Source organism: Capnocytophaga sp. oral taxon 903, assembly GCF_013394785.1.
Taxonomy (GTDB): Bacteria; Bacteroidota; Bacteroidia; order Flavobacteriales; family Flavobacteriaceae; genus Capnocytophaga; species Capnocytophaga ochracea.
The window spans coordinates 1,318,199-1,343,481 of sequence record NZ_JABXYW010000002.1; the positions used below are offsets into that span (position 1 = coordinate 1,318,199).

23 protein-coding genes and 2 tRNA genes are annotated in these 25,283 nt (G+C 40.5%); 15 read left to right on the top strand and 10 right to left on the bottom strand.

Annotation, left to right across the window (positions count from 1 at the left end):
• The first annotated feature begins 133 nt into the window (after positions 1-133).
• The 3 genes from sppA to HW279_RS05530 all read left to right on the top strand — a co-directional run bounded on the left by sppA (position 134) and on the right by HW279_RS05530 (position 3,062).
• Positions 134-1,906, top strand: coding sequence for a signal peptide peptidase SppA (sppA, locus tag HW279_RS05520; protein WP_178958254.1), 1,773 nt, complete (start codon positions 134-136; stop codon positions 1,904-1,906).
• 94 nt (positions 1,907-2,000) lie between these two features.
• Entirely contained in the window at positions 2,001-2,198 is a 198-nt protein-coding gene (locus HW279_RS05525) for a hypothetical protein (protein WP_002675145.1), read from the top strand.
• 60 nt (positions 2,199-2,258) lie between these two features.
• Positions 2,259-3,062, top strand: coding sequence for a TrmH family RNA methyltransferase (locus HW279_RS05530; RefSeq protein WP_178958255.1), 804 nt, complete (start codon positions 2,259-2,261; stop codon positions 3,060-3,062).
• A gap of 59 nt (positions 3,063-3,121) precedes the next feature.
• On the opposite strand, the gene HW279_RS05535 is transcribed toward HW279_RS05530, so the two are convergent.
• The 6 genes from HW279_RS05535 to HW279_RS05560 form a co-directional block, all read right to left on the bottom strand.
• Positions 3,122-3,826: a phosphoadenylyl-sulfate reductase gene (locus HW279_RS05535; protein WP_178958256.1), complete on the bottom strand. Its 705-nt coding sequence runs from the start codon at positions 3,824-3,826 to the stop codon at positions 3,122-3,124.
• Between the two features lie 4 nt (positions 3,827-3,830).
• Positions 3,831-4,634, bottom strand: a complete 804-nt coding sequence (locus HW279_RS05540; protein WP_178958257.1) for a DUF3298 and DUF4163 domain-containing protein — start codon at positions 4,632-4,634, stop codon at positions 3,831-3,833.
• A gap of 75 nt (positions 4,635-4,709) precedes the next feature.
• Positions 4,710-5,360 (bottom strand): metal-dependent transcriptional regulator, encoded by a 651-nt coding sequence (locus HW279_RS05545; RefSeq protein ID WP_009410558.1) that lies wholly within the window; start codon positions 5,358-5,360, stop codon positions 4,710-4,712.
• 57 nt (positions 5,361-5,417) lie between these two features.
• Positions 5,418-5,945 carry an acyl-CoA thioesterase gene (locus HW279_RS05550; RefSeq protein ID WP_002675152.1) on the bottom strand — a complete coding sequence of 176 codons (528 nt, stop codon included), beginning with the start codon at positions 5,943-5,945 and terminating at the stop codon, positions 5,418-5,420.
• Between the two features lie 4 nt (positions 5,946-5,949).
• The gene (locus HW279_RS05555; RefSeq protein ID WP_178958258.1) at positions 5,950-7,320 is read right to left on the bottom strand and encodes an SPOR domain-containing protein; all 1,371 of its coding nucleotides are present in this window, start codon (positions 7,318-7,320) and stop codon (positions 5,950-5,952) included.
• 98 nt (positions 7,321-7,418) lie between these two features.
• A tRNA-Arg gene (locus tag HW279_RS05560) sits at positions 7,419-7,490 on the bottom strand.
• A gap of 662 nt (positions 7,491-8,152) precedes the next feature.
• Between HW279_RS05560 and HW279_RS05565 the strand changes: the two genes are divergently transcribed.
• The 7 genes from HW279_RS05565 to sufD all read left to right on the top strand — a co-directional run bounded on the left by HW279_RS05565 (position 8,153) and on the right by sufD (position 14,894).
• Positions 8,153-8,983 carry a TerC family protein gene (locus tag HW279_RS05565; RefSeq protein ID WP_178958259.1) on the top strand — a complete coding sequence of 277 codons (831 nt, stop codon included), beginning with the start codon at positions 8,153-8,155 and terminating at the stop codon, positions 8,981-8,983.
• A 290-nt stretch (positions 8,984-9,273) separates the two neighbouring features.
• The gene (locus HW279_RS05570) at positions 9,274-10,059 is read left to right on the top strand and encodes an SDR family NAD(P)-dependent oxidoreductase (RefSeq protein ID WP_178958260.1); all 786 of its coding nucleotides are present in this window, start codon (positions 9,274-9,276) and stop codon (positions 10,057-10,059) included.
• Between the two features lie 56 nt (positions 10,060-10,115).
• Positions 10,116-10,532, top strand: coding sequence for an EamA family transporter (locus HW279_RS05575; protein WP_178958261.1), 417 nt, complete (start codon positions 10,116-10,118; stop codon positions 10,530-10,532).
• Positions 10,533-10,748: 216 nt separating this feature from the next.
• On the top strand, positions 10,749-11,684 hold the full coding sequence (locus HW279_RS05580; protein ID WP_178958262.1) for a hypothetical protein: 936 nt from the start codon (positions 10,749-10,751) through the stop codon (positions 11,682-11,684).
• A gap of 156 nt (positions 11,685-11,840) precedes the next feature.
• Complete coding sequence (locus HW279_RS05585; protein ID WP_015782397.1) at positions 11,841-12,782, top strand: hypothetical protein; 942 nt, start codon at positions 11,841-11,843, stop codon at positions 12,780-12,782.
• A gap of 57 nt (positions 12,783-12,839) precedes the next feature.
• Positions 12,840-13,580, top strand: a complete 741-nt coding sequence (sufC, locus tag HW279_RS05590; RefSeq protein WP_178958263.1) for a Fe-S cluster assembly ATPase SufC — start codon at positions 12,840-12,842, stop codon at positions 13,578-13,580.
• Between the two features lie 12 nt (positions 13,581-13,592).
• Positions 13,593-14,894 (top strand): Fe-S cluster assembly protein SufD, encoded by a 1,302-nt coding sequence (gene sufD, locus HW279_RS05595; protein WP_178958264.1) that lies wholly within the window; start codon positions 13,593-13,595, stop codon positions 14,892-14,894.
• Positions 14,895-14,974: 80 nt separating this feature from the next.
• Here sufD and purB read toward each other — a convergent pair whose 3' ends face one another.
• The 4 genes from purB to HW279_RS05615 form a co-directional block, all read right to left on the bottom strand.
• On the bottom strand, positions 14,975-16,306 hold the full coding sequence (gene purB / locus HW279_RS05600; protein ID WP_178958265.1) for an adenylosuccinate lyase: 1,332 nt from the start codon (positions 16,304-16,306) through the stop codon (positions 14,975-14,977).
• A 305-nt stretch (positions 16,307-16,611) separates the two neighbouring features.
• Positions 16,612-17,733 carry an ATP-binding protein gene (locus HW279_RS05605; protein ID WP_178958266.1) on the bottom strand — a complete coding sequence of 374 codons (1,122 nt, stop codon included), beginning with the start codon at positions 17,731-17,733 and terminating at the stop codon, positions 16,612-16,614.
• 40 nt (positions 17,734-17,773) lie between these two features.
• Positions 17,774-18,145, bottom strand: a complete 372-nt coding sequence (locus HW279_RS05610; protein ID WP_178958267.1) for a hypothetical protein — start codon at positions 18,143-18,145, stop codon at positions 17,774-17,776.
• A 1-nt stretch (position 18,146) separates the two neighbouring features.
• The gene (locus HW279_RS05615; RefSeq protein WP_178958268.1) at positions 18,147-20,009 is read right to left on the bottom strand and encodes a M1 family metallopeptidase; all 1,863 of its coding nucleotides are present in this window, start codon (positions 20,007-20,009) and stop codon (positions 18,147-18,149) included.
• A gap of 855 nt (positions 20,010-20,864) precedes the next feature.
• Between HW279_RS05615 and HW279_RS05620 the strand changes: the two genes are divergently transcribed.
• The 5 genes from HW279_RS05620 to HW279_RS11095 all read left to right on the top strand — a co-directional run bounded on the left by HW279_RS05620 (position 20,865) and on the right by HW279_RS11095 (position 25,246).
• Positions 20,865-21,689, top strand: coding sequence for a thymidylate synthase (locus HW279_RS05620; protein ID WP_009410566.1), 825 nt, complete (start codon positions 20,865-20,867; stop codon positions 21,687-21,689).
• A 94-nt stretch (positions 21,690-21,783) separates the two neighbouring features.
• Positions 21,784-23,028 (top strand): alpha/beta hydrolase-fold protein, encoded by a 1,245-nt coding sequence (locus HW279_RS05625; RefSeq protein WP_178958269.1) that lies wholly within the window; start codon positions 21,784-21,786, stop codon positions 23,026-23,028.
• On the top strand, positions 23,009-23,557 hold the full coding sequence (gene rfbC / locus HW279_RS05630) for a dTDP-4-dehydrorhamnose 3,5-epimerase (RefSeq protein WP_178958270.1): 549 nt from the start codon (positions 23,009-23,011) through the stop codon (positions 23,555-23,557). Before HW279_RS05625 ends, rfbC begins: the two co-directional genes overlap by 20 nt.
• Before the next feature lie 177 nt (positions 23,558-23,734).
• Positions 23,735-23,810, top strand: a tRNA-His gene (locus HW279_RS05635).
• 377 nt (positions 23,811-24,187) lie between these two features.
• Positions 24,188-25,246, top strand: coding sequence for a hypothetical protein (locus tag HW279_RS11095; RefSeq protein WP_255495779.1), 1,059 nt, complete (start codon positions 24,188-24,190; stop codon positions 25,244-25,246).
• Positions 25,247-25,283 lie beyond the last annotated feature (37 nt).

The following is a 25,283-nucleotide window of genomic DNA, read 5'->3' on the forward strand; positions in this document are numbered from 1 at the left end:
TCAAATAAAAGAAATGAAAAAGGCTTTTTACAGCCTTATTGCTATTGCGGTAACATTAGTAACCTTTACTGCTTGCTCCTCTGATGGAGGAGATAATTAAAACCTAAAAAATAATCATTAAAACATCAACAATATGACTTTTTTTAAGACTCTCTTAGCCACTATCCTCGGATTCTTTATCTCTATGGGGATATGTTTTATTCTTTTCCTCATCTTCATCTCTGTGATGATAAGCTCAGTGGTAGGTGGTGCCAAAGGTGAAGAAGTGAGTGTGAAGGACAATTCTGTACTCGAACTCTCTTTTGAAGAACCATTAGTAGACTACGGCGAACGCATAACCTTTAAGGATTTCGACTATACCTCTGAATCCTATAACGGACTTAATGCAACTCTCAAAGCTATTGAGAACGCCAAAACCGACAAGCGTATCAAAGGTATTTACCTCAAAAGTACGGGTAATATCGGCGGATTAGCTTTCGCTCAAGAACTTCGTAAGGCTTTGGAGGATTTCAAGACTTCTGGCAAATTCGTCTTAGCTTATAGCGATGAAATTTCTCAACTCGATTACTATCTCCAAACCGTAGCCGATAAGGTGTATATTAGTCAGCTCGGAAGTGTTGCGCTCCGAGGTCTCTCTTCTGAAGTCCTTTTCTTCAAAGGGCTCCAAGAAAAAAGCGGTGTACAAATGGAAGTGATTCGCCACGGTAAATACAAAAGCGCTGTAGAACCTTTCTTAGACAATAAGATGAGCGATAACAACCGCAAGCAACTCACCGAATTACTCTCTGCTATGTGGAACGTCATCGTTACCGATATCGCTAAAAGTCGTAATATTCCCGTAGAAAAACTCAATGAAATAGCTACCAATGTAAGCGGACGTACTGCACAGTTAGCTAAAAACAACGGACTCATAGACGGCATTCTTTTCCGTGATGAATTCGAGCAAATCATCTGTGATAAAACCGGTAGTAAAAGTATCGATAAGGTTGATTTTATCAATATTGAAGACTATGCCGAAGCCGTAGTAGGCAAAGCAACGGGCAAGCACTCCAAAAATAAAATAGCCGTTATCTATGCCGATGGTGAGATTATGCAAGGCGAAGGGCGCGCCGAAATCGTAGGTAATGAAACCATTATCCGTGCCTTGCGCAAAGCCTCTGATAATAAAGATATAAAAGCTATTGTGCTTCGTATCAATTCCCCTGGTGGCGATGCCTTAGCCTCTGAATTGATGCACCGAGAAATCGAAGTTACTAAAAAGAAGAAAAAGGTATATGTCTCTATGGGCAACTATGCCGCTTCTGGTGGCTATTATATTGCTTGCAATGCTAACCGCATTTTTGCAGAAGCAGGTACTATCACCGGTTCTATTGGGGTATTTGGGGTAATTCCTAATGTAAATGCCTTAGCTACCAACTGGGGTATAAATGCCGAAACCGTAAGCACTCATCCCAACGCTCAGTTTTATAGTGTATTCCAAAAACCTACTGAACAATTCAAAAAAGAAATGACCGAATCTATTGAGCAAGTATATACTGTATTTTTAGACCGTGTAGCCAAAGGGCGTGGTAAAACGGTTGCCCAAATAGACTCCATTGCACAAGGAAGAGTATGGAGCGGTAAAGAAGCTCTTGCTAATGGTTTGGTAGACGAAATCGGCTCGCTAAACGATGCTATTGCCTACGCTGCTAAAGACAACGGACTCAAAGAATATCGCACTGTTTCTTACCCCACTTTCGAAATGGACTTTAAAGCAATGTTCCGTCGTTTTGGAGCGAATCTGAGAGGTGAGAACTTGCGCAATGAGATGGGTGTAGAAGCTTATGAAGTTTATCAGCAGGTAAAACATATCGCTCAGCAACGTGGAGTGCAAGCCCATTTAGAATACGATGTGAAACTGAAATAGTTATAAAAATTAACACAATATTAACACCTAAAAACTTGCTTAGTTCATTTTAAAGAAGTACATTTGTACAGTGAAATTCTAAATAGATGAAGTTATGAAACGAGCTACGTTTGAATATACCACAATGATTTTATCGAAAGTGAGTTTCGACCCTAACCTATTTTGTAAGGAACTTAAAAAAGCTATCGACAGACTGTTGCCTTATGAAATAGAAGAACTGAAAGTTTGGTTAGATGACTACACCAAAAATAAGCCCGAGCTGATGCAATGTATGGTGCTTATGGATAAATGATAACAAAAGCTGCCTACGAGAGTAGGCAGCTTTTTCTTACTTCTTATCTCTTACCTAAAAATGAACATCACCAGTACTCAAAACCCCCTGATAAAGAAAATAGTTCTCCTCAGCGAGAAATCACGCGAACGTAAAAAAGAAGGAATATGTGTAGTAGAAGGTGTCCGCGAGATACGCTTAGCCCTTGAAGGAGGCTACACTCTCGAAACACTGCTATATCAGCCTGAGATTTTTGCAGAAGAACACTTGCAAAGACTCCTTAGCTATACAGCTCAAAAAGTGAATCCTATCGCTATTAGCAAAGAAGTATACCAAAAGATTAGTTATCGCAGTTCTACTGAGGGGGTTATTGCCTTAATACAGACTAAAAAACACAGTTTAGACACGCTGGCTTTTGCAACTGATTCTCCTTTGTTTTTGGTAGCTGAAGCTCCTGAAAAACCAGGGAATATAGGGGCTCTCCTTCGTACTGCTGATGCTGCTAATATAGACGCTGTGATTATTGCCAATCCTAAAACTGACTTGTACAACCCTAATATTATACGCTCGAGCGTGGGGTGTGTGTTTACTGTTCCTATCGCAACGGGAAGCACTACTGAAGTGATTGATTTCCTCAAAGCAAAAGGTATCAATAGCTATTGCGCTGCTCTTACTGCCTCTAAACCTTACTACGAAGTATCGTTTGAGAAAGCCAGTGCTATCGTAGTAGGTACGGAAGACCAAGGTCTTACAGAGGAATGGCTTACCCATAGCACCCAAAATATCATCATCCCAATGGAGGGCGTAATCGACTCTATGAATGTATCAGTTGCTGCTGCGGTGCTTATTTTTGAAGCGAAAAGACAAAGGGTAAATCTTAATTAATAAAATATTTATAGAGAACAAAGAGCTCCACTTAGCAAGCTAAGTGGAGCTCTTTGTTATTATTTGTGTTCGTGTAGTCCGCATTCTTTTTTACTATTGCTTTCCCACCACCAACGACCTGCGCGAAAATCTTCACCCTCTTTGATAGCACGAGTACAAGGGGCACAGCCTATGCTCACAAAACCTTTGTCGTGTAGCACATTATAAGGAATGTTATGTGCCTTGATAAAGGCTTTGGTGTCTTCAAACGTCCAATGGAGGATAGGATTGTATTTAAAGAGCTGGTAAGTATCGTCCCATTCGAGTATAGGGAGGTCTTTACGAGCATTACTTTGGTCAGCACGTAAACCTGTTACCCATACTTTCTTGCCTTTTAGTGCTCGGCTAAGGGGTTCAACTTTGCGTATATGACAGCACTCTTTACGCAGTTCTACTGAGCGATAAAAAGACAAAGGGCCATTTTTGTGTACATATTCTTCTATATCGTGTGTTTTGGGATAATAAGGCAAAATATGTGTGTTGTAGCGCTGTTCAGTGCTTCCCCAAACTGAGTAAGTTTCGTTGAACAAACGACCGGTATCTAAGGTGAAAATACTGATAGGAATTTGGTTTGCGAGAATGAGGTGAGTAATAGCTTGGTCTTCTAACCCAAAGCTGGTTGAAAAAACTATCTCATTAGGAAATTGTTCAGCTAAAAAAGCGAGACCTTCTACTTCTGTTTTTTGTAAGAGAGCGTTATGTAATGTTGTTAATCGTTCTTTCATAGTGTTATTTATTGTCAGCAAAAGTGAGGTAAGGCATAATTTCTTTTATAGGTACTTTCACTTCAAAAGGCGTATCTACATAAGGAGCTATCTCAAAAGGTTCATAGAACAAAATGAGAGCATCGGCTGCTACACCCATTTGGTTAGGAAGACGAAAGGTTCCATCTTCAAAATCAAACTTCTTATTATCTAAAGGAGTGATGGTGGCGTTTTGTTGTGCTTTCTCAAAATAACGTTTGGCTATTTGGGTTACTTTTTCTTCATCGGTAAAGAGGTTTTCATTGGTAATTACTTCCCCATTATCTAACGCAAAGTGAGTGAAAACTTTGGTTTGTATAGGTTGTGCTTCACCGGTAAAAGCATAACGGTTGGACACTAAAGAAAGCATCTTACTGTTTTGCCACATAATGCTATCGGTAGCGATAAACTCGAAAGCAGGGAGCTCAGGGAAATGTTCGTGAAGCTTATAGTAATCTTTTGTGAGGCTATCTAAAGCTTTTTGTATACTGATACCTTCCACTTGTAGAGAGTCGTCGTTGGAAAGAAGAAAATTGGAGAGTTGTAGCTCTATTTCTTCATTGAAATTCTTAGCGAACTCGCTATTACCGTTACAATATAGATAGTTTAGGCTTACAGAGAAACAGTTATCTTCGCAATTCTCATCGCTACGTTCTATAGTTTTCTCTTCAAAGCTAATTTTTTGAGTACGGGTATAGTGGCGGTAAATGCAGTAACCGCAGTAACCGATTATTATAATGAATATAAGACCTAAAATAAGGCTTAATTTTTTTATATTGTTTTTTTTCATCTTTTTAAAACCTTTGTCTGTAAAATTTCAACTTTACCAAAGTTTGGGACGCAATTAATCATTTACAATTAATCACTAACCATTGACATAAATATTTCGGCAAACCATTGCTGATAGGTTGATTTGTTTGTCGTTTACCAGTAGAGTCATAGAGTTGTCGAAGGGTTCTTTGCTGAGTACTTCTATTTCGTCGCCAAGAGCTATATTCATTTTGTTGAGATAAACGAGAAATTCCTTAGAGGTGTTCTTTACTGCTGCACATATACCTTTATCGCCTTGTTTGAGCTCGCTTAATAGGGTTTGAATAGTGGTGGTAAAAACGCCTTCTTTGTTAGGAATCGGGTCGCCGTGGGGGTCTTTTTTAGGAAAATCGAGGAAAGCATCGAGGCGCTCTATAAGTTTTTCTGACTGTATATGTTCTAACTCTTCGGCTATTTCGTGCACTTCGTCCCAAGAGAAATTGAGTTTTTCGACTAAGAACACTTCCCAAAGACGGTGTTTGCGAATGATAGCAATAGCTTTCTGAGTGCCTTTTTTAGTAAGTGTTACCCCTTGATATTTCACATAGTTGATGAGCCCCTTATCGGCTAACCTTTTAAGCATATCGGTTACTGATGAAGCTTTGGTGTTCATCACTTCGGCAATAGCATTGGTATTCACCTCTTCTTTCTTTTCGTTATAAAGGTGAAAGATAGCTTTCAAGTGGTTTTCTTCAGATAAGGTCATTTTGCTTTGTTTTTAAGAGAAAAACCGCCTTTTACAGCGGTTCTATTACTAAATGCATCAGCTATTTTCTAATTCAGTAAAGAGAGCTTTTAGCTCGGTAGCGTCATGCGGACTGAGTTTACCTGCAAGCACAAGACTTAGTTGGCGACGTTGTAGGGCACCGTTGTAACGTTCTTTTTCGAGCTGGGTTTCTGGTTCTATCTCAGGTACTTTTACGGGGCGACCGTTTTCGTCTACCGCTACGAAAGAGTAAATCGCCTCGGTAGCTTTGGTACGTTCGCCATAGATATTTTCCATCCACACATCGATATATACTTCCATAGAAGTAGAGAAAGCGCGTGAGATGGCAGCTTCGACCGTTACGATGCTTCCTATGCGTATGCTGTGAGTAAAAGCCACGTGGTTTACTGATACGGTAACGGTTAAACGTCCAGAGTGGCGTTGTGAAGCAATACTAGCAGCTCTATCCATACGGGCGAGGAGTTCACCTCCAAACAGAGCGTTGAGGTGATTGGTTTCGCCTGGGAGTACGAGGTCGGTGAGTATAGTACGTGAGTCAGAAGGTTTTTTCTTGAGTTTCATCATTATTTTAGGGTTGAGTTAGTATCCAGCCACCGTCGAGTTTTTTCTCTTCTTTAGAGTTTTGCACTTCTTTTTGTTGTAGTTTAGCTTCGTCCATAGAATCGAAACCGCCATAACTTACTTGGTACAAACCTCTGGCGTTCATTCCTAATACGAAAGCGTTTTTATACCCCAGCTTTTGGAGTTGTTTCACTCGGGTTTCTGCGTTTTTCTCGTCCTTAAAAGCCCCTGCAATCACTTGATATTTTTTAGCTGACATTGCCGAATTTGTACGTACAGGGGTAGAGGCTACACCTGAGGTATTGGTTTGAGCGGGCTTAGGTGTTGTAGTGGTTTGTGCAGGTTTGGGCGCAGTGCTAGTTTGCGCTGGCTTAGGCGTAGCAGTAGCTTGTACAGGCGTGTTAGCGGGCTTGGTTGTCGCTACCGTAGTGGCAGCTTGATTAGTGGACTGAGTAGGTTTTTGTTCAGGCTTTACTTGCTCAGGTTTTACTTGTTCGGGCTTTTTAGCCTTTACTTTTTCTACTTGCAAAGGAATAGCAGGAATAGTAATAGGCGGGGTGAACACGGCTGCTTCGCTGAGTTTTTGGTTAAGACGTTCTTGTACTAAGCTGTCAGTAATTGCAAACTGTTGTTCGTTATTGCCATCGTTTACTACTCTTTCACCGAAGAGCAGGTAAGCCCCATAAGCCAAAAAGGCTAAGCCTACTGAGGCTACTGCTGTATATTTTACATACGGCATTATTTTAGCAGGTTTCTTTTCCTTAGCTGGCGGTGGGGTAGTACCTCTGTGGGTTTTAGGAGTATTGGTTACCACAGGAGCTGTAACTTGGCTCACAGGACTTTCAGTAGGAGTTACTACGGCATCTTCTTCTTCTGGCGGAAGGTTAGGAATGCCGGTATCGGTACTTGAATGGTCGAGTGTAGGACGGATTTGATTTTCTTCTATTTTCAAATCGGAGGCGGTTACTTCGTGAGGTACGAAAGGCGCCATACCGAAAGAATCGGTAAGGAAATTCACGTCGTCAGCGGGTTCGAAAGAGATACGATTTTCGCCGACTAACCTAAGAGTCCCGATTTTTTCGAGATTTAAGGTTTGGTCTTGCTTTAAGATGCGTTTCCACCCTTCGACAGCTAAGTTTACGTAATCTTCTACCAAGTTATACTCAATGCCTGTTTGTTCGGATATATACTTGATGAGCAAGCCGTCGTTAGAAGTGAGGCTTGCGTTGAAACTGAGCTCTCGTTTAGGAGGGTCGAACGTTTTATCTTCAGCCATTTGGGCTGATTTTCTATTAGATATAAATGCTCCGAACTTAGGGATAATCACGCATTGGTGTTTGTAGAGCAATTCTTCGATGTATACATTTAGGTCTTTCATAATTCCGATATTTTAAGTTATTAAAATGATGGATTTGCCTTTTGAAACAACAAAGGTACGATATTTTTTTATACCGACCAAGTTTTTTGATAAAAAAGTGGTCTTGCCAAGAATCGAACTTGGATCAAAAGTTTAGGAAACTTCTATTCTATCCGTTGAACTACAAGACCTGTAATTAATTTTTTGCAAAGGTACGACTTTTTTTGAAACTACGAAAAAATGTGATGAAAGATGAGGAGTTAGGAAATTAGAAAATGAGGAAATGAGAAAATTAGGAAATGAGAGAATAAGTAGTGATAAAAATAGTTTTTTGATAGGTCGGACGTGTCGGACGGAGGTTAGGCGAGATTGAGGACTTTATTGGGGAGGGTCTTTGAGATTCGGAAGATATCGAAGAAGTTCGGAAGAGGGTTGAGAGAGGTTTTGGTAAAAAAAGGGTGTAAGGAGGGTGGGATTAGCTTATAGAGAGCTTATAGGAAGCTTATACGAATCTTGGACGATTGGTATAGAAAGGGTATATAAAAAGTTGATTCATAATATAATACAACAAGGCTAAAAATGTTAAAAACGGGGTTTCGAGGCGAAAGAAAGAGGAACAGGTGATAGGCCTTAGGACATAGGCACTAGGGGGAAGTGTGATAGAAAAGAGAATTAGCAAATTAGAGAATTTGGAAATTAGCAAATTTGTGGGAGCAGTTTTTGGGGAGTGTGATGACGGGAAACTTTTCTTATAATGAGGTATAATTGAATAAGAATTTTATTATTTTGGGCTTTGGGTTGTATTTATATACAATTTTTGATTTATCTTTGCGTTTTAAAAACTAAGAATAAAATGGATTTTCTTTTTACTGCTGATGCCTTTGTGGCGCTTATTACTCTTACGTTCCTTGAAATTGTATTGGGGATTGATAACGTGATATTTATCTCTATCGTTACGGGGAAGCTGCCCGAACATCAACGTAAGCGCGCTACACGCTTAGGGCTTTTCTTGGCGATGTTTTTGCGCATTGCTCTTTTATTGGGTATTTCGTTTCTGATTAGATTGAAAGACCCGCTTATCAGTCTTGACTGGGGGTGGTTTTCAGCTCATTTTAACGGGCAGGCTCTCATACTGCTTGTGGGAGGTATCTTCCTGCTCTATAAATCGACTAAGGAAATTCACGCGAAAGTGAATCATATAGAACACGTTACACAATCGGATAACCCTAAGGGGCGACAACACGCTTCTTTCGGGGGAACTATTGTACAAATACTGCTGATAGACCTTATTTTCTCGATGGATAGTATTCTTACGGCGGTGGGAATGACCAGCGGGCTGACAGGGGCGATTTATATAATGATTACAGCGGTAGTGCTTTCGGTGGGCATAATGATGCTTTTTGCAAACCCTGTGGGCAACTTTGTAAACCGTAATCCTTCGATTCAGATATTGGCACTTTCGTTCTTGATACTCATTGGTTTTATGCTTATTACTGAGAGTATGCACCTATCGGAAGCGGTATTGGCAGGGCAAACGGTGGGCGCTGTGCCTAAGGGATACTTGTACTTTGCAATAGCGTTTTCGTTAGGGGTAGAGTTTCTGAATATGAGAATGAGAAAGGCTTCACCTTCAACCTCTCTCCCAAGTAGTGGCGAGCAAAGTGAAAAAGAGGTAGAAAAATGATGAATGGTTAGTGATGAATGGTTAATGATTAATGATAAGAGGAAGTGTATGTAGCTCACGCTATAGAAATTCGATAAAAAATAAGCAAAAATAGAGGCTTTGTCTTTTTAGAGTCAAACGAAAATAGATTGCAAATGAATTTTGATAGACTATAAGTAAAAAGCGGGCAGTTTGAGACCTCAAGAGATAAAGGGCAAGTGAGACTCTTTTGAGTGAATACTTTTGATTACGAATGGGAACTACCACGAGCCTACCGCAGAGGAAATAATGAATAAAATATGTGAATAACTATGGAAACAAATCGTATTAGAGGGAAAATAGCTTTTATCTCGGGTGCCAGTAGTGGGATAGGTAAAGCGGTAGCCGAAAAGTTGGCACAAATGGGCGTTAATTTGATTCTCTGTGCTCGTCGAGCTGAGGTATTGGTAGAACTGAAAGCAAAACTCGAAAAAGAACACGTTGTGAAGGTTATAACCTTAGCTTTCGACGTGAGAAACTACCAAGAGGTTGCAAAAAATATCCAGTCCTTACCCGAAAAATGGCGACAAATAGATATACTCATCAACAATGCGGGCTTGGCAATAGGATTGCAACACCTCTATACTTACGCCATAGAAGATATAGACCAGATGATTGACACCAACATCAAAGGGTTTACCTATATTGCCAACAGTGTGATTCCGCTAATGATTGCCACCGACAAGGTGGGGACGATAGTGAACGTCGGGTCGGTAGCGGGTGAGATAGCTTACCCCAATGGCAGTATTTATTGCGCGACCAAGTTTGCCGTAAGAGCCCTAAGCGATGCGATGCGCATAGAGCTAATGGACAAGAAGCTGAAGGTAACGACCGTAAAACCAGGGTTGGTAGAGACCAATTTCAGCAAAGTGCGTTTCAAAGGCGATGAGCAGAAAGCCGAGAATGTGTATAAGGGTATCACGCCCCTATATGCCGAAGATATCGCCGACACCATCGCTTATATCGTCAATCTGCCCGATAAAATCCAAATCACCGATATCACCGTTACCCCGCTCCACCAAGCGGATGCTATCCACGTGTATAAATTAGCAGATTAGATAATTTGCTAATTGCTAATTAGTAAATTATACTTACCTTTGTCACAAAATAACGTATGATGTGGTTTGTTTTTGCACTACTTTCGGCTATCTTTGCTGCTCTTACCGCTATTCTTGCCAAAATAGGCATTGAAGGGGTCAATTCTAATGTAGCGACCGCTATCCGCACAGTGGTAGTTGTGTTGCTGGCGTGGGCAATGGTTTTTATCACCCAAAGTCAGCATAATATTGCCCAGATAAGCCAGCGCAGTTGGGTCTTTCTTATCCTCTCAGGAGTTGCCACAGGGGCATCGTGGTTGTGCTATTACAAAGCCCTGCAAATGGGTGAAACCACCAAAGTTGTTTCGGTAGATAAACTAAGTATCGCCATCACCTTTGTTTTGGCTATTATCTTCCTACACGAGGACTTCACCCTTAAATCAGTGGTAGGTGTCTCACTCATTACCATAGGTACCTTGGTGATGATATGGTGAGAGTAGGAACGAAACACTTGCACTAGCAGGGCGGGCTAAATTTCCCCATAGAGAGGTTCTTAAAGAAATTAGGTTATTTACGATAGGTATAGGGTGTCTGTACCACACCTAAACCACGTATGTGGCACGAATATAAGGAGGAGATAGGAGAAATATTTTTTGTCTGTTACGTCAAAAAAGACTACCTTTGCTCCCTAATTTAATAAAAGAACCGTTATGAGAAAGCTGTTAATTTTAGCAAGCCTTGCTCTCATTGGAGTTGCTTGCCACAAAAGTGATGATGACAATAACAATAATAACAATAAAAAAACTCCTGACCCGTGGGAAGAAAAGACATTATTGCCTACTAAGTACATTATAGAACGTTCAAAGGATGATATCTCCGAAATGGTTTACACCATAGAGGACGGATTTATTAAGGAAGCAAGAGAGTTTAAAACTTATCGTTCAAAGCGAAAGGAAGTCAAACATTTGATTATTAAGCCTCTAAAGGGTAAGAAACTTCCTGCCAGGATAGATATTGATAAAGACGGTATAGCTCAAGGAGTTGTAGAATTTAGTTTCAATGACCAAGACCAAGTTACTGAAATTAGAAAAAGTAGAATAGGAAAGCATCCTATGTCTATTACTTTTGGCTACAAAGATGGAAAACTAAGTGAATTTTCTCCTTCAATCGTTTACAAAATTACCTACCCAGATGCTCATACTGTGGTCGCAACGAGTGCTTCTGGACACGACAGAAAAACCTATACTTTTAGTCCAGAAGGCAACTTGACAAAGAAAGTAAAAGATAAACTCAATGACGGAGGAGAAGTTTTTCTTAGAGAGACCTATCTATATGAGTATGACCTGCAGAAGAAAAACCCCAAGAGAGACTTGCAAATACAACTTGTCACGTTAGCAAACACTCCTTTAGATAAGTACATCTTTTATGAGCTTTATGAAGCCACTAATAGCAAAAACCTTGTAGTAAAACAAACTAAACTAACCCAAGTACAAAAAGACTCTAACAACCCCAGCTTAGGACTTACTACAGGTACTCCATATTTAACTGAATATAAAAATGAAGCTAATAATCCGCAAGGTTACGCTACTAAAATTACCGAAGTGACGATGGGATATGATAGTACTATTGAAAAATATGAGTACTAATACAAGCTCTATCATACTTTGTAGTTAGAAGAGAAGTTCACAGAAGATATTTTGTGTGTTTGACCTAAATGCAGATACTGAGCCTTTTTTATCTCATTTTTTGTCCGTTACACCAAAAAAGACTATCTTTGCTCCCTAATTTAATAAAAAATCGTTATGAGAAAACTGTTAATCTTAGCAAGTCTTGCTCTCATTGGAGTTGCTTGCTGCAAAAGTGATGATGACAATAACAATAATAGCAATAACAAAGCTCCTGACCCTTGGGAAGAAAAGGTTATATTACCCACTAAGTACATCATAGAATATTCAGCAGATAGTTCCACCGAAATGGTTTACACCCTAGAGGATGGTTTTATTAAAGAAGCAAAAGAGTACGAAATTTCTGGATCAGAACGAAAGGAGGTCAAACATTTGATTATTAAACCCCTAAAAGGTAAAAAGCTTCCTGCCAGAATAGATATTGATAAAGACGGTATAGCTCAAGAAGTTGTAGAATTTAGCTTTAATGACCAAGACCAAGTTACTGAAATTAAAAAAAGTGAATTAGGAAAGTTTTCTATGTCTATTACTTTTGACTACAAAGATGGGAAGCTAAGTAAATTTGCCCCTATCCCTTCAGTAGTTTACAATCTTACCTACCCAGATGCCCATACTGTGGTGGCAACGGGTGATTCTGGATACGACACATATATCTATACTTTTAGCCCAGAAGGCAACTTGATAAAGAAGGTATACGATAATCTCACAAACGGAGTAGTTTCTTTTAGAAAGACCTATCTATATGAGTATGATTTACAGAAGAAAAACCCCAAGAGAAACTTGCAAATACAACTTATCACGTTAGCAAACACTCCTTTAGAAAATTACACCTTCTATGAGCTTTATGAAGCCACTAATAGCAAAAATCTTGTAGTGAAAGTATTCGAACGAACCCAACAACTAGAAGACTCTAACAACCCTAGCTTAGGACTTACTAAAGGTAGCCCATACTTAAGTACAGAATATAAAAATGAAGCTAATAACCCGCAAGGTTACGCTACTAAAATTACCAAAGTGACGGACGGAAATGATGGTACTATTGAGAAATATGAGTACTAATACAAGCTGTGTCATACTTTATAGTTAGAAGAGAAGTATCACTAAACTCAATTAAGAATGTTAATAATAAAAAATCTCCACGCAGGTGTGGACGGCAAAGAAATCCTTAAAGGAATTGACTTGGAAATAAAAGCAGGCGAAGTACACGCTATTATGGGACCTAATGGAGCAGGCAAATCTACCCTTTCGGCGGTGATTGCGGGTAACGAAAACTTTGAGGTAACAGAGGGTGATATCCTCCTCAATGGCGAAAGTCTGTTAGAAGATGCTCCCGAAGAGCGTGCTCATAAGGGTATCTTTATGTCGTTCCAATACCCCGTAGAAATCCCTGGAATATCGGTAACCAACTTCATCAAAACAGCTATCAACGAGAGTCGCAAGGCACAAGGACTCCCCGATATGCCTGCTGCGGAACTTCTCAAAAAAATACGCGAAAAAGCAGCTTTGCTCGAAATCAACCCCGATTTCCTCTCTCGCTCCCTCAACCAAGGATTCTCTGGCGGTGAGAAAAAACGCAACGAAATCTTCCAAATGGCAATGCTCGAACCTAAAATTGCTATTTTAGACGAGACCGACTCTGGTCTTGATATCGACGCCCTACGCATTGTAGCTAATGGGGTGAATAAACTCAAAAGCAAAGATAACGCTGTGCTTGTCATCACCCACTACCAACGCCTCTTAGACTACATCGTCCCCGATTATGTACACGTGCTTTCCGACGGTAAAATCGTAAAAACAGGCGACAAAAACCTCGCCTTAGAATTGGAAGCAAAAGGTTATGATTGGCTGAAAGGATAAGCAAATTAGACTATGAATTTAAAAGACAAATGGGTAGCTACTTTTGAGCAGTTCCCACATAAAGGCGATATATTAAAAGATATTCGCAAAGAAGCCCTTAGTTTCTTTGCCGAAAAAGGTTTTCCACATAAGAAAGTAGAAGCGTGGAAATACACCTCACTCTCTAACCTCCAAGCTACTGACTACAGCTTGTGGCAACCTATTCACAATAAAACAGCCCTCTCACCCGAAGTATTACACAAGTACGCTATCGCGGATTGTTATCAGCTTGTATTTGTAAACGGCTATTACTGCCCCGAAATGTCGAGCAAAGAGATTGCAGGCATTACCATTACTCCTCTATTAGAGGCGCTACACAAGGGCGGAGAAGTATTTATCAAAAAATACTTCAACGCCAATACCGAAAAGGGTGATGTATTCACAGCCCTCAATACGGCTTTTGCCTCAGAAGGGCTCTATATAGAAGTACCCAAGGGGAAAGTAGTAGATAAACCCATACAGTTGCTGTATTTCAACGACAGAAAAGAAACCACTTGCTACCAACCGCGCAATATTATTGCAGTGGGTGAGAATGCACAGCTCAAAGTCATTGAAGTACACCAAAACTTATCAGATACTGCTACGGCTATCCTTACCAATGCAGTAACCGAGGTATTTGTAGCCAAAGATGCTTTCCTCGATTATTACAAATTGCAAAACGACCGTTTGACGGCTTCCCTTATCGATAACACCTATATTTCGCAAGAAGCAAATAGCCACGCCAGTGTACATACCTTCTCGTTTGGCGGGACACTCACTCGCAACAATCTCAATTTCTATCACCAAGGCGAGTATTTAGAATCTACCCTCAAAGGGTTGAGTATCCTCAAAGGCATACAACACACCGACCATTATACGTTGGTGAACCACGCATATCCTAACTGTGAGAGTCATCAAGATTATAAGAGTATCGTAAGTGATGAAGCGACCAATGTGTTCAACGGTAAGATAATGGTAGAGCAAATCGCCCAGAAAACGAATGCTTATCAGCAGAACGACAATATCCTTCTCTCCGATAAGGCAACGGTATACACCAAGCCTCAGCTCGAAATCTTCGCCGATGATGTGAAGTGTTCGCACGGTTGTACCGTAGGCTCTCTCAGCGCAGACTCCTTGTTCTATTTGCAAACACGTGGGATAGGCAAAAAAGAAGCCTCTGCCTTACTCACTTATGCTTTTGCAAATACCGTATTAGAAAGCGTAAGCATTCCAGCTCTTTCGGAGTATATCAATGCGATTATTGCTGAGAAGTTAGGGGTAACCGTAGATTTTTAATAGATGAAGTATTTATAAAAAAGAAAAGCCTACTTGAAATTTTCAAGTAGGCTTTTTTATTGGATATTGTGGCTGTTGTTTTAAACTCCCGTATAGTTCTCGGGCGTTATGACTTTTAGTTCTGCCTTTACATCTTCACTTACTTGCAAGGTATCGATAAAACTACTGATAGTCTCGGCAGTGATAGCTGTATTAGTGCGCGTGAGGGCTTTGAGGGCTTCATACGGATTAGGATAACCTTCACGACGCAAAATCGTTTGGATAGCCTCGGCTACTACTGCCCAATGGTCTTGCAAGTCTTCACGGATTTTATCCTCATTTAAAAGGAGTTTATTGAGCCCTTTGAGGGTAGATTGTAGGGCTATGAGTATATGACCAAAAGGCACCCCTACATTGCGCAATACTGTGCTATCGGTGAGGTCGCGCTGTAGGCGGGAAATAGGCAATTTTGCCGATAGATGCTCTAAAATAGCATTGGCAATACCTAAATTACCTTCGGAGTTTTCAAAATCAATAGGGTTTACTTTATGAGGCATAGCCGAAGAGCCTACCTCTCCTGCTTTTATCTGTTGTTTGAAATAATCCATAGAGATATACGTCCAAATATCGCGATTCAAATTGATGAGAATCGTATTGATGCGTTTGAGCGCATCGAAAAGCGATGCAAGATGGTCGTAATGTTCAATTTGGGTAGTGGGGAAAGAATGGTGCAAGCCTAATATTTCCTCTACAAAGCGGGTGCCGAAAGCCTTCCAATCGATATTAGGATAGGCTACTTTATGAGCGTTGTAGTTACCGGTAGCTCCCCCAAACTTGGCAGCATAAGGCACTGCTATAAGGGTTTGTAACTGCTGTTCCATACGAACGACAAACACCTCGAATTCCTTGCCTAAACGTGTAGGGGATGCCGGCTGACCGTGAGTGCGCGCTAGTAGAGGGATATCTTTCCATTGGGTTACTAAACTTCTCAGTTTGCTGAGCAATTGCTCCAAGGCAGGCAAATACACTTGTTGTACGGCTTCCTTGATGCTAAGTGGAATAGCAGTATTGTTGATATCCTGAGAGGTGAGACCAAAGTGGATAAACTCCTTATATTTTTCTAATTGCAATTTATCAAAAGCCTCTTTAATGAAATATTCAACCGCTTTTACATCGTGATTGGTAGTTTGCTCTATTTCTTTTACTTTTAGAGCTTCCTCTTCAGTGAAATTTTGGTAGAGTTTCCTCAAATCGGTGTATTTTACCTTAGGAAAATTAGCGAGTTGAGGCAAGGGGAGTTCGCATAGAGCGATAAAGTACTCTACTTCCACTTGCACACGATAACGAATGAGTGCCATTTCGGAGAAGAAAGGCACAAGGGAGGTCGTTTTATCGGCATAACGACCATCGATGGGGGAAATTGCGGTTAACATAATTTCAAATTAGAAAATTAGTGAATTAACGTCAGTTTGCTGTAAGAAAAGTGTAGCTTACGCTACAGAAATCTTACAAATCTTAAAAAAATCAAACAAATAGATAGCAAGCTACCTAAAAGTCTCGCACAGATCTCACGGATTACACAGATAGTTTTTCAATTGACAATTGATAATTGACAAATGTGATGGGCACGAATTGGCAACTGCGTTGCTGGATTTCACAGAATAGTAATGAAAAGACAATTGTAAATTATTATTGTATATATAGGACTGACGTTAAATTAGAAAATTAGAAAATTGTCTCATTGCTTAGTGTGTAATAGTCGGGTGAGTTTGATAGCTAAATCGGTGAAAATGACTTTGCCATTGCCGTTGCGCTCCACGTGTAACTGGGCTTCTTCGAGGAGGTTGTGTATTGCCTCGATATTACCGCCGTGAATAAAAGGGGCAAATTTGGCAAGTTGGAAAGTAGGATCGGCGAATTGCATATATACCAAACCAGAGGCGGTATAGTTCAGTAGGAATGCCTGACGGAATACTTCAGCGCAGTATTGCAAAAACTGTTTTTGCGCCTCCCGCCCTACGGTATTGATTTCGTCACTCCACTGCAAGAGACCTTGTATAGAGGCTTTGTTACCACGCGCGCGGTAAGCAGTGCGCACCCACGCAATAAACCAACGCTCAAAAATGGCCTCTTCGCTTTCTTTGTTGTTCATCAGTTGGAGGGCTTTGTTGAAATTTCCTTGAGCGCGTAGAGCTATTTTGGTCGCTTTGGCATCAGCTAAACCACGTTCTACGAGGGCTTCTTTAATAGCATTCTCACTTAGGGGCGGGAAACGCAGGATTTGGCAACGTGATTTGATAGTGTCTAATAAAGCATTCTCATCTTCAACCACTAAGAGGAAGAGCGTTTTATCGGCGGGTTCTTCGAGGAGTTTGAGAAGCTTGTTAGAGGCTTCGGCATTCATCTTCTCTGCCATCCAGATAATCATTACCTTATAACCACCTTCAAATGATTTCAGTGCTAACTTATTGATAATCTCTTTAGCCTCATTTACCCCTATGTTGGCTTGTTTTTTCTCTATACCAAGGAACACGAGCCAATCAAAAAGGGAACCATAAGGCTGTTCTTTTACAAAAGCGCGCCATTCGTCCATAAAGAGAGCACTAATAGGGTCTTTTTTCACCTTGTCATTAATAGCTGTGGGGAAAGCAAAATGAAGGTCGGGGTGAGCGAGTTGGGCGCATTGAGCCTTTGCCTTGGGGTTATCGTGCGAAAGAATGAGAGTTGCGTAGGCGATTGCCATTGGCAGAGCGCCTTGTCCTTCGCCTGCCACAAATAATTGAGCGTGTGGAATGCGACCTGCTTCCACACTGGCTTGCAAATAGTTCTTTATTGTATCGTATCCTAAAATATTGTCCATTGTTTAGGTGTTAGATGTTAGGAGTTAGTATATACTGATTTTAATAAAACAAAGGTAATAAAAATAATACTGTTCCTAACAAAAATAGTACTGCCAAAAAGTGAATTACAAAACTATTTTTCCTCAGAAATATATATTGTTGTACCAAACGTATTGCCCAGAACAACGAGTTGTCAAGTAAGAAAACCTTACCTAAATCAGTAGTGAGAAGTTCGTTAGTAAAACAAAAACAAACTATTGCTACTGCTACAAAATAATAAACTATTTGTATATTGAGGATTTGGATAATTCCGCGATTAGCAAAACTGAGCTTGCGCACTTCTTCCTTCCATTTAAAAAGTCTCCAAAACAATAAATGGAAGACAGCGAAGAGCAAATTATAAAATCCTAAAAAGATAATAACAGTATACATTCTATTGTTTATAAATATTATTCTCCCTGTTGATATCTACACTTCTGTTATTAGGGTCTAATACTATACTCTGGATATTGTTCAATGGCATATCGAGTTCAAAAGTGTAGGTAAGGTTACCCCAACCCCAAGCAGGAACTACCGTACGGGGATAATTAGGATAAGTGTTTGGTTTTTCGCCGTAAGTCATTCGCAAAGGCACATATACGTATTGGGTTTTACCAGCTTTATCGGTTACAAAAAGGTCGATAGAAAGAGGCAGGCGTTCTAAGCGTTTGAGGGTAATTGCCGTTTTATTTCCTTTGGCTTCTACCTTGTCGATAGCGTAATCGGCTACGTGGTCAGTTTGCATAAACTCATTGAGGAACCATTGCAATTGCATTCCTGATACTTTTTCGGCTATGCGAATAAAATCATTGGGGGTTGGATTCTTGAAAGCATATTCGCGATAGTAGCGTTTGAGAGTTTTCATCAGTGCTTCGTTGCCCATTAGATAATCTAACTGAGTGAGGAAGAGCTGTCCTTTGTAGTAAGCGGCAATACTATAAGCGTAGTTCGTTGCATAACGGTCGGAATGAGTGATGGTAGGTTCTTGTAACCCCGATTTCACTAAGTTTAGGTAACCGTTGTACGCTTTAGTAAAGGGATAGTTGGTTGCAGGAATGAGGTGCAACACTTGTTGTTCGGCAAGTGTTTGGATATAGGAGGTAAACCCTTCGTCCATCCACGGATAAGCTGCCTCATCGGTAGCTAAGAGGTGTTGAAACCAAGCGTGAGCCAGTTCGTGAATGGCAGTGCCTACTAAACTCTCATATTTCTTACCGCCTTCCATAAGGGTACACATTGCATACTCCATACCGCCATCACCTCCTTGAATGAAAGAGTATTGAGGCCAAGGATATTTGCCTATAAGTGTATTGAAATAATCGAATACTTTGAGCATATCGGGCTGGATACGCTTCCAATTCTCTGGATATTTTTTATAGAAGAAGTGTATGGTTTTACCGTCGGTGAGAGTGTGTTTATCGTGAGTAAACTGAGGGTCGGCAGCCCAAGTGAAATCGTGTACACGTTCGGCTACAAAGTGCCACGTTTTGGTTTTAGCTTTGGTTTGGGGTATTTTTACGCCCTTATCTTCATAACCACAGCCCATTTCGTTAGGATTTTGCAACACGCCTGAACCTGCTACCACATAGGTTTTGTCGAGGGTGATTTTTACATCGAAGTTACCCCAAACGCCGTAGAACTCACGACCTAAGTATTCGGTAGTATGCCAACCTTGATGATCGTAAGCTACCATTTTAGGGTACCATTGTGCCATTGAAAGCGCTACGCCATCGGGGCTATTACGACCTGCACGACGTATCATTACGGGCACTTGACCTTCAAAGGTCATATCGAGTACTGTTTTGCTGTGAGGTAGAATAGGGGTGGGGAGGGTTACTTTTAGGATTGTACTTTCGTGAGAGAAGGTAGCTTTTTGTCCGTCCTGGCTCATAGCCGTAATGCGCAATAGTCCGATTTCAGAAGGTGAGAGTTTGGCTATGCGACTCTCGTAAATGGGGTTTTTATCGGTGCCGAGATTGTTAGTCATACGTCTATCGGGGTCGGGGATGGATTGCAGTTTGCTATCCATTTCGCTATTTGGCTGAAAAGCGTTGAAATAGAGGTGGTAGAATACCACGCGTAGGGTATCGGGAGAGTTATTGGTATACGTGAGTTTTTGGGTGCCTTTATACTGAAAGTTTTTCACGTCCATCGTTACGTTCATTTGGTAATCAGCTTGTTGTTGCCAAGGGTTATCTTGGGCTATTGCATTCAGCGTAAAAGCGAAAATAGAGAGTGCTAAGAGTATTTTTCTCATTATTATATTCTATTGATAGTTATTGAAAGTGCAAAGGTACGAAGTAATTAGCAAATTAACAAGTCGTGGCACGACGGGCAGGTGGAAAATGAGGGAATGAGGTGCGAGCCGCACAGGCAGTTAAATTAGCAAATGGGAAAGGGTTGAGAGATTCGGAAGATATCGGAGAGATTCGGAAGAGGGGAGGAAGGAATTTTGGTGAAAAAAGGGTGTAAGATGGGTGGGGGTAGCTTATAGAGAGCTTATAGGAAGCTTATACGAATCTTGGACAATTGGTATAGAAAGGGTATATAAATAGTTGATTCATAATATCATACAACAAGTCTAAAAATGTTAAAAACAGGGTTTCGAGGCGAAAGAAAAAGAATCCTCACCCCGTTCACATACTCTCCTATTCGGAGACTTCTCCCAAGGAGAGGGGGAATGTAGGGACGGAAAAGCGGAGGAAACCTCCCCCTTTACACATACCTAGCTGTCGCTGGCTACCTTCAAAGGGGGAATGTGGTGACGGAAAAAGGGAAGAGAAATTAGAGAATTAGCAAATTTGGAAAATGAGAAAATGGGGTGGTGTGAGGTCTTAGGGAATAGGCACTAGGGGGGAGTGTGACGGAAAAGAGGGAGAGAAATTAGAGAATTTGGAAAATTAGCAAATTTGTTGGAGGAGTTTAGTGGGACTGTGGCGACAGAAAGATGAAGCGCGGTGATATATAGAACAAAGATAAGGGAAAGGTAAGGTATGTAAAAAATTGGAAATAAATGGGTTGATAGAATGAGAGGGGTTAGGGTATTGGTATTTTTTATTATTGTTGTATCTTTGCACCGATTTAACTTCTTAGGTTTAACACTTAACTAAAAATGCAAACATATCACGACCTCTTACGCCATATTCTCGATAATGGCTATTCTAAAGATGACCGTACCGGCACGGGAACGACTAGTGTATTTGGTTACCAAATGCGCTTTGACCTCAATAAGGGTTTTCCGCTGGTAACGACTAAAAAGATACACTTAAAATCGGTTATCTATGAATTACTTTGGTTTTTAAAAGGAGATACTAATATTAAATATCTCACTGACCACGGGGTGCGCATTTGGAACGAATGGGCAGATGAGAACGGCGACCTCGGTCCTGTTTATGGAGCGCAATGGCGCCACTGGAATGGCGAGGCGATTGACCAGATAAAAACGGTGGTAGAGACCCTTAAACAAAATCCTGAAAGCCGACGGATTATCGTTTCGGCTTGGAATCCGTCGGTATTGCCTGATACGGGAAAATCGTTTGCGGAGAACGTAGCCAATGGTAAAGCGGCATTGCCTCCTTGTCACGCACTGTTTCAGTTTTACGTAGCCGATGGGAAATTGTCTTGTCAGTTATACCAACGCAGTGCCGATGTGTTTTTAGGGGTGCCTTTTAACATTGCTTCATATGCTTTACTGACAATGATGCTTGCGCAAGTATGCGATTTGCAATTAGGGGATTTTGTGCATACTTTTGGTGATGTGCACATCTATAACAATCATCGTGAGCAGGTAGCTTTACAGCTCAGCAGGACGCCACGCCCTTTGCCTACGATGCACTTGAATCGGGCAGTGAAGGATTTGTTTGCCTTTGATTATGACGATTTTCGTTTAGAAGGCTATGACCCTTACCCTACGATTAAAGCGCAGGTATCGGTATAAAGTTAAAATTTCGTTAAAAAATGCTTAAAATTTTGCTATATGGAGCTTTTTTGTTTCATTTGTACGTTTAAAATAAAGTAAATACTATAAAAAAATGAAGAAATATCTTACAATCGTTATCGCTTTGGTAACCTTACAAAGTGCATTTTCACAGGTTATTTCGGAGACTTTTTCGTCAGGGAGACTCAATAGAAAACAGAAGATAGGTATCTACAAGCCTGAAAAGTACACGGATAGACAGGCATATCCGCTGATAGTAGTGCTCAATGCCGAAACGCTGATGGAACCTGTTGTTTCGATGGTGCGTTATTACGAACAGTTTGGTGAAATGCCTAAGTGTATAGTGGTGGGTGTGTATGAACCCAAACAAGAAGATGTAACGGTGGTAGAAGAGGTGGGTCGCCCTATTAATGAGTCGGCTCGTTTTTTTGAGTTTGTATCGGCAGAATTAGTGCCTTACATACAAGGGAAATACCCGATAGCTGACCTAAAAGGGGTTATTGCTTCGGAAGAGGCGGGTTTTTTGGCTAATTACTATATGCTTGCCGAGAAGAAACCTACTTTTAATATGATAGTAAGCCTTAATCCAGTGGCTCTTCCACGTATGGGAGAAGAGTTTTCGCACGCTTTGGCAGCGGGAGTGCCTAACCGTTTATTTTACTATATGGCTACTGCCGATGTGGAAAACAAAGTAGTGTACGACAAGGCAATTCAGTTTGAAAGAGCGATGCGCTCGGCGCCCGTGCACGAATCGGTAGAATATCACTTTGTTGATTTTAAAGGAAGCTCAGTAAACGCTGCTAAATTGCAGGGGATAGCACAGGCACTTGATATGTGTTTTGACATTTATAAACCCATAGGAGGCAAGGAGTTTAAGACCCAAATGGAGACTCTTGAAACGGGGATTTATGAATATTTGGAGAACAAATATAACACTATTTATAAACAGTTAGGCGTAAAGAAAGTGCCTATACTAAACGATGTGATGGCTACTTATACAGCTATTAATTCGTCGCAAGACTGGGAATCGCTTAAGAAATTGGCGAAATACGTAGAGAGCAATGGCTACCTAAAAACAGCGATGCCCAACTTCTTTTTAGCTGAATATTACGAAAAGATGGGCGATGATAAAAAGGCACTGAAAACCTATCAGAAAGCGTATACTGAGCCTAATATAGATTTCATCACAGGAGACTTGATAAACGAACGTATTACGCGCTTGCAAGCTACTAAACGCAAGAGTAAACGCACAAAAGTAATAGAACCCATAGAACCAACAGAAGAAGTGGCACCTGCACAAGAAGAACAAAATCCTACCGATGAAAGTAATCAGAACTAAGATAGAAGGTGTGGTGATTATTGAGCCACAGGTGTTTTTTGACGGAAGAGGTTACTTTTTTGAGTCGTTCTCGCAACAGCGATTTAATGAGTTAGTAAGCCCCACTGTATTTGTACAAGACAACGAATCGCAATCGACTTATGGGGTATTGCGCGGATTACACTTTCAGAAACCACCTTTTGCACAGGCTAAATTGGTGAGAGTGGTAAAAGGAGAAGTTCTTGATGTAGCAGTGGATTTACGAGAAGACTCACCTACCTTTGGGCAGTATGAGTCTGTGATACTAAACGAAGAAAACAAGCGCCAGTTTTTTATCCCGAGAGGTTTTGCTCACGGTTTTGCTGTATTGAGCGAAGAAGCTATTTTTCAATACAAATGCGACAATTACTACGCTCCCGAGAGTGAGAGTAGTGTGCGTTGGGACGACCCTACCATAGGTATTGATTGGCGACTACCAGCTGAGGTGATACAACTTTCGGAGAAAGACAAGAAAGCGCCATTACTAGTAGAGGCAAAAGGTAAAAGATAAAAGGTAAAGCCAGTGAGGACTCGTAACTGGGTATGTGAGTGAAAGGTGAAAAGAGATTGAAAATCAAAGAGCTAAATGTTCCTAACACTTAACACTTAACACTTAGCCAAAAAATAGTTGTCTAAATATTTGGTAGATTGGGAAAAAGGAGTTACTTTTGCACCCGAAAATACAGACGGTGGTCTTAGCTCAGTTGGTTAGAGCGTCGGATTGTGGTTCCGAAGGTCGTGGGTTCGAGCCCCATATTCCACCCTATTAATAAAAAAAGTGCCTTTTAAGGCGCTTTTTTTATGCTCATACGCTATGGCTTATACAAAGCTAGTATATTTCTGAAAAACGACTTTTAGTTTTTTATTAATTAGCTTAATTTAGACGTAAGGAAAGTGTAGCTTACGCTACAGAAATCTTATAAATCTTCACAAATCAAACAAATAGGAACAAGCTGCCTGAAAGTCTCGCATAGATTGCAATGTAAACATAACTATTATAAATCAGTATTATATATCGAAATGATGTTAAAATAAACCTCTATTCACTGATGAATATAAGTGCATTTTTGCTTTTGATATAAATAAAGTTGCTAATTCGAAAAATAATATTTACTTTTGTAGCTTTAAAATGACTATTGCTATGAAGATAAGAAGCATTTATTTACTACTTTTGCTATTGTGCTATACTGGTTTAAGGGCACAAGAGCAAGAAAATTTCACTTCATTAGAAAATAAGACCCATTGGGTAAACCAAATCCAAGATATTACAGAACTTCCTGTGGGAATTAGAGAAAATAAGAATGGGGTAGAGTATGCAATGATGGTTACCAAAGCTACTTTTTCTCCTAACGAAACGAGGGTAAATATTTACGCTCGTATTACTTTCCCTGACACCCAAAATCCTTCAGGCAAACGCGAACTGTACTTTGGAGCTACTGAAATTCCTTTTTCGTATGAAGGTCAGTTAGTAGGGGATGTACACTTGTCGTTATTGGGTGATGTAACCCTTAGTAATACCAAAAACTGGTCGTTTTTACTCAAAGGAGGTAGAAATGTAAAAGGGGAAACGGTAGGCGACCAAACATACGTGGAGGTAGATTGTAACGGATTGAAAAAAATTGCTTTAAGAGGGATAATACGCATCTCTAATGAACTTATAGTACCAGTTGACAATAAGTTACAACCTATAGCCAATGGCTATGTAGAAAGTGAGGTAGCTATAGAAGCTGAAGATTTTAACAACTTGTTAGTAGAGCTTAAACTACCTGCTTTTGCCCTCACAAGGCAGATACAAAACAAAGATAAAGGAGCTTTTATCTTTCACCCTGAGCGAATGGTCTTGGATATGAGTGATACTAATAATGCTCCAGCAATGGTATTCCCTCAAGGATATGACGAGTATTTAGTAGCAGGACAAGAGAGTTGGCGAGGTTTTTATATCCAAGAACTCACGGTTACCTTGCCTGAAGAGTTCAAAAAAACGGAAGGGAGAGTAAGTTTAAAGGCGACTAACTTCCTTTTGGACGCTTATGGTTTTTCGGGGAGCTTATCGGCAGACAATATCATTAGCTTTAAGGAAGGACGTACGTCAGAGGATAAAAAGAAAGGTTGGAAATATGCCATACATCATATACAAGCCGATTTTGTAGCTTCTAAACTCAAAGGGGGGCTCTCTCGGGGGCTTTTCGGATTCCGATAGAGAAAGAAGATTCACGCGGAATTCATTTTGACGGTAG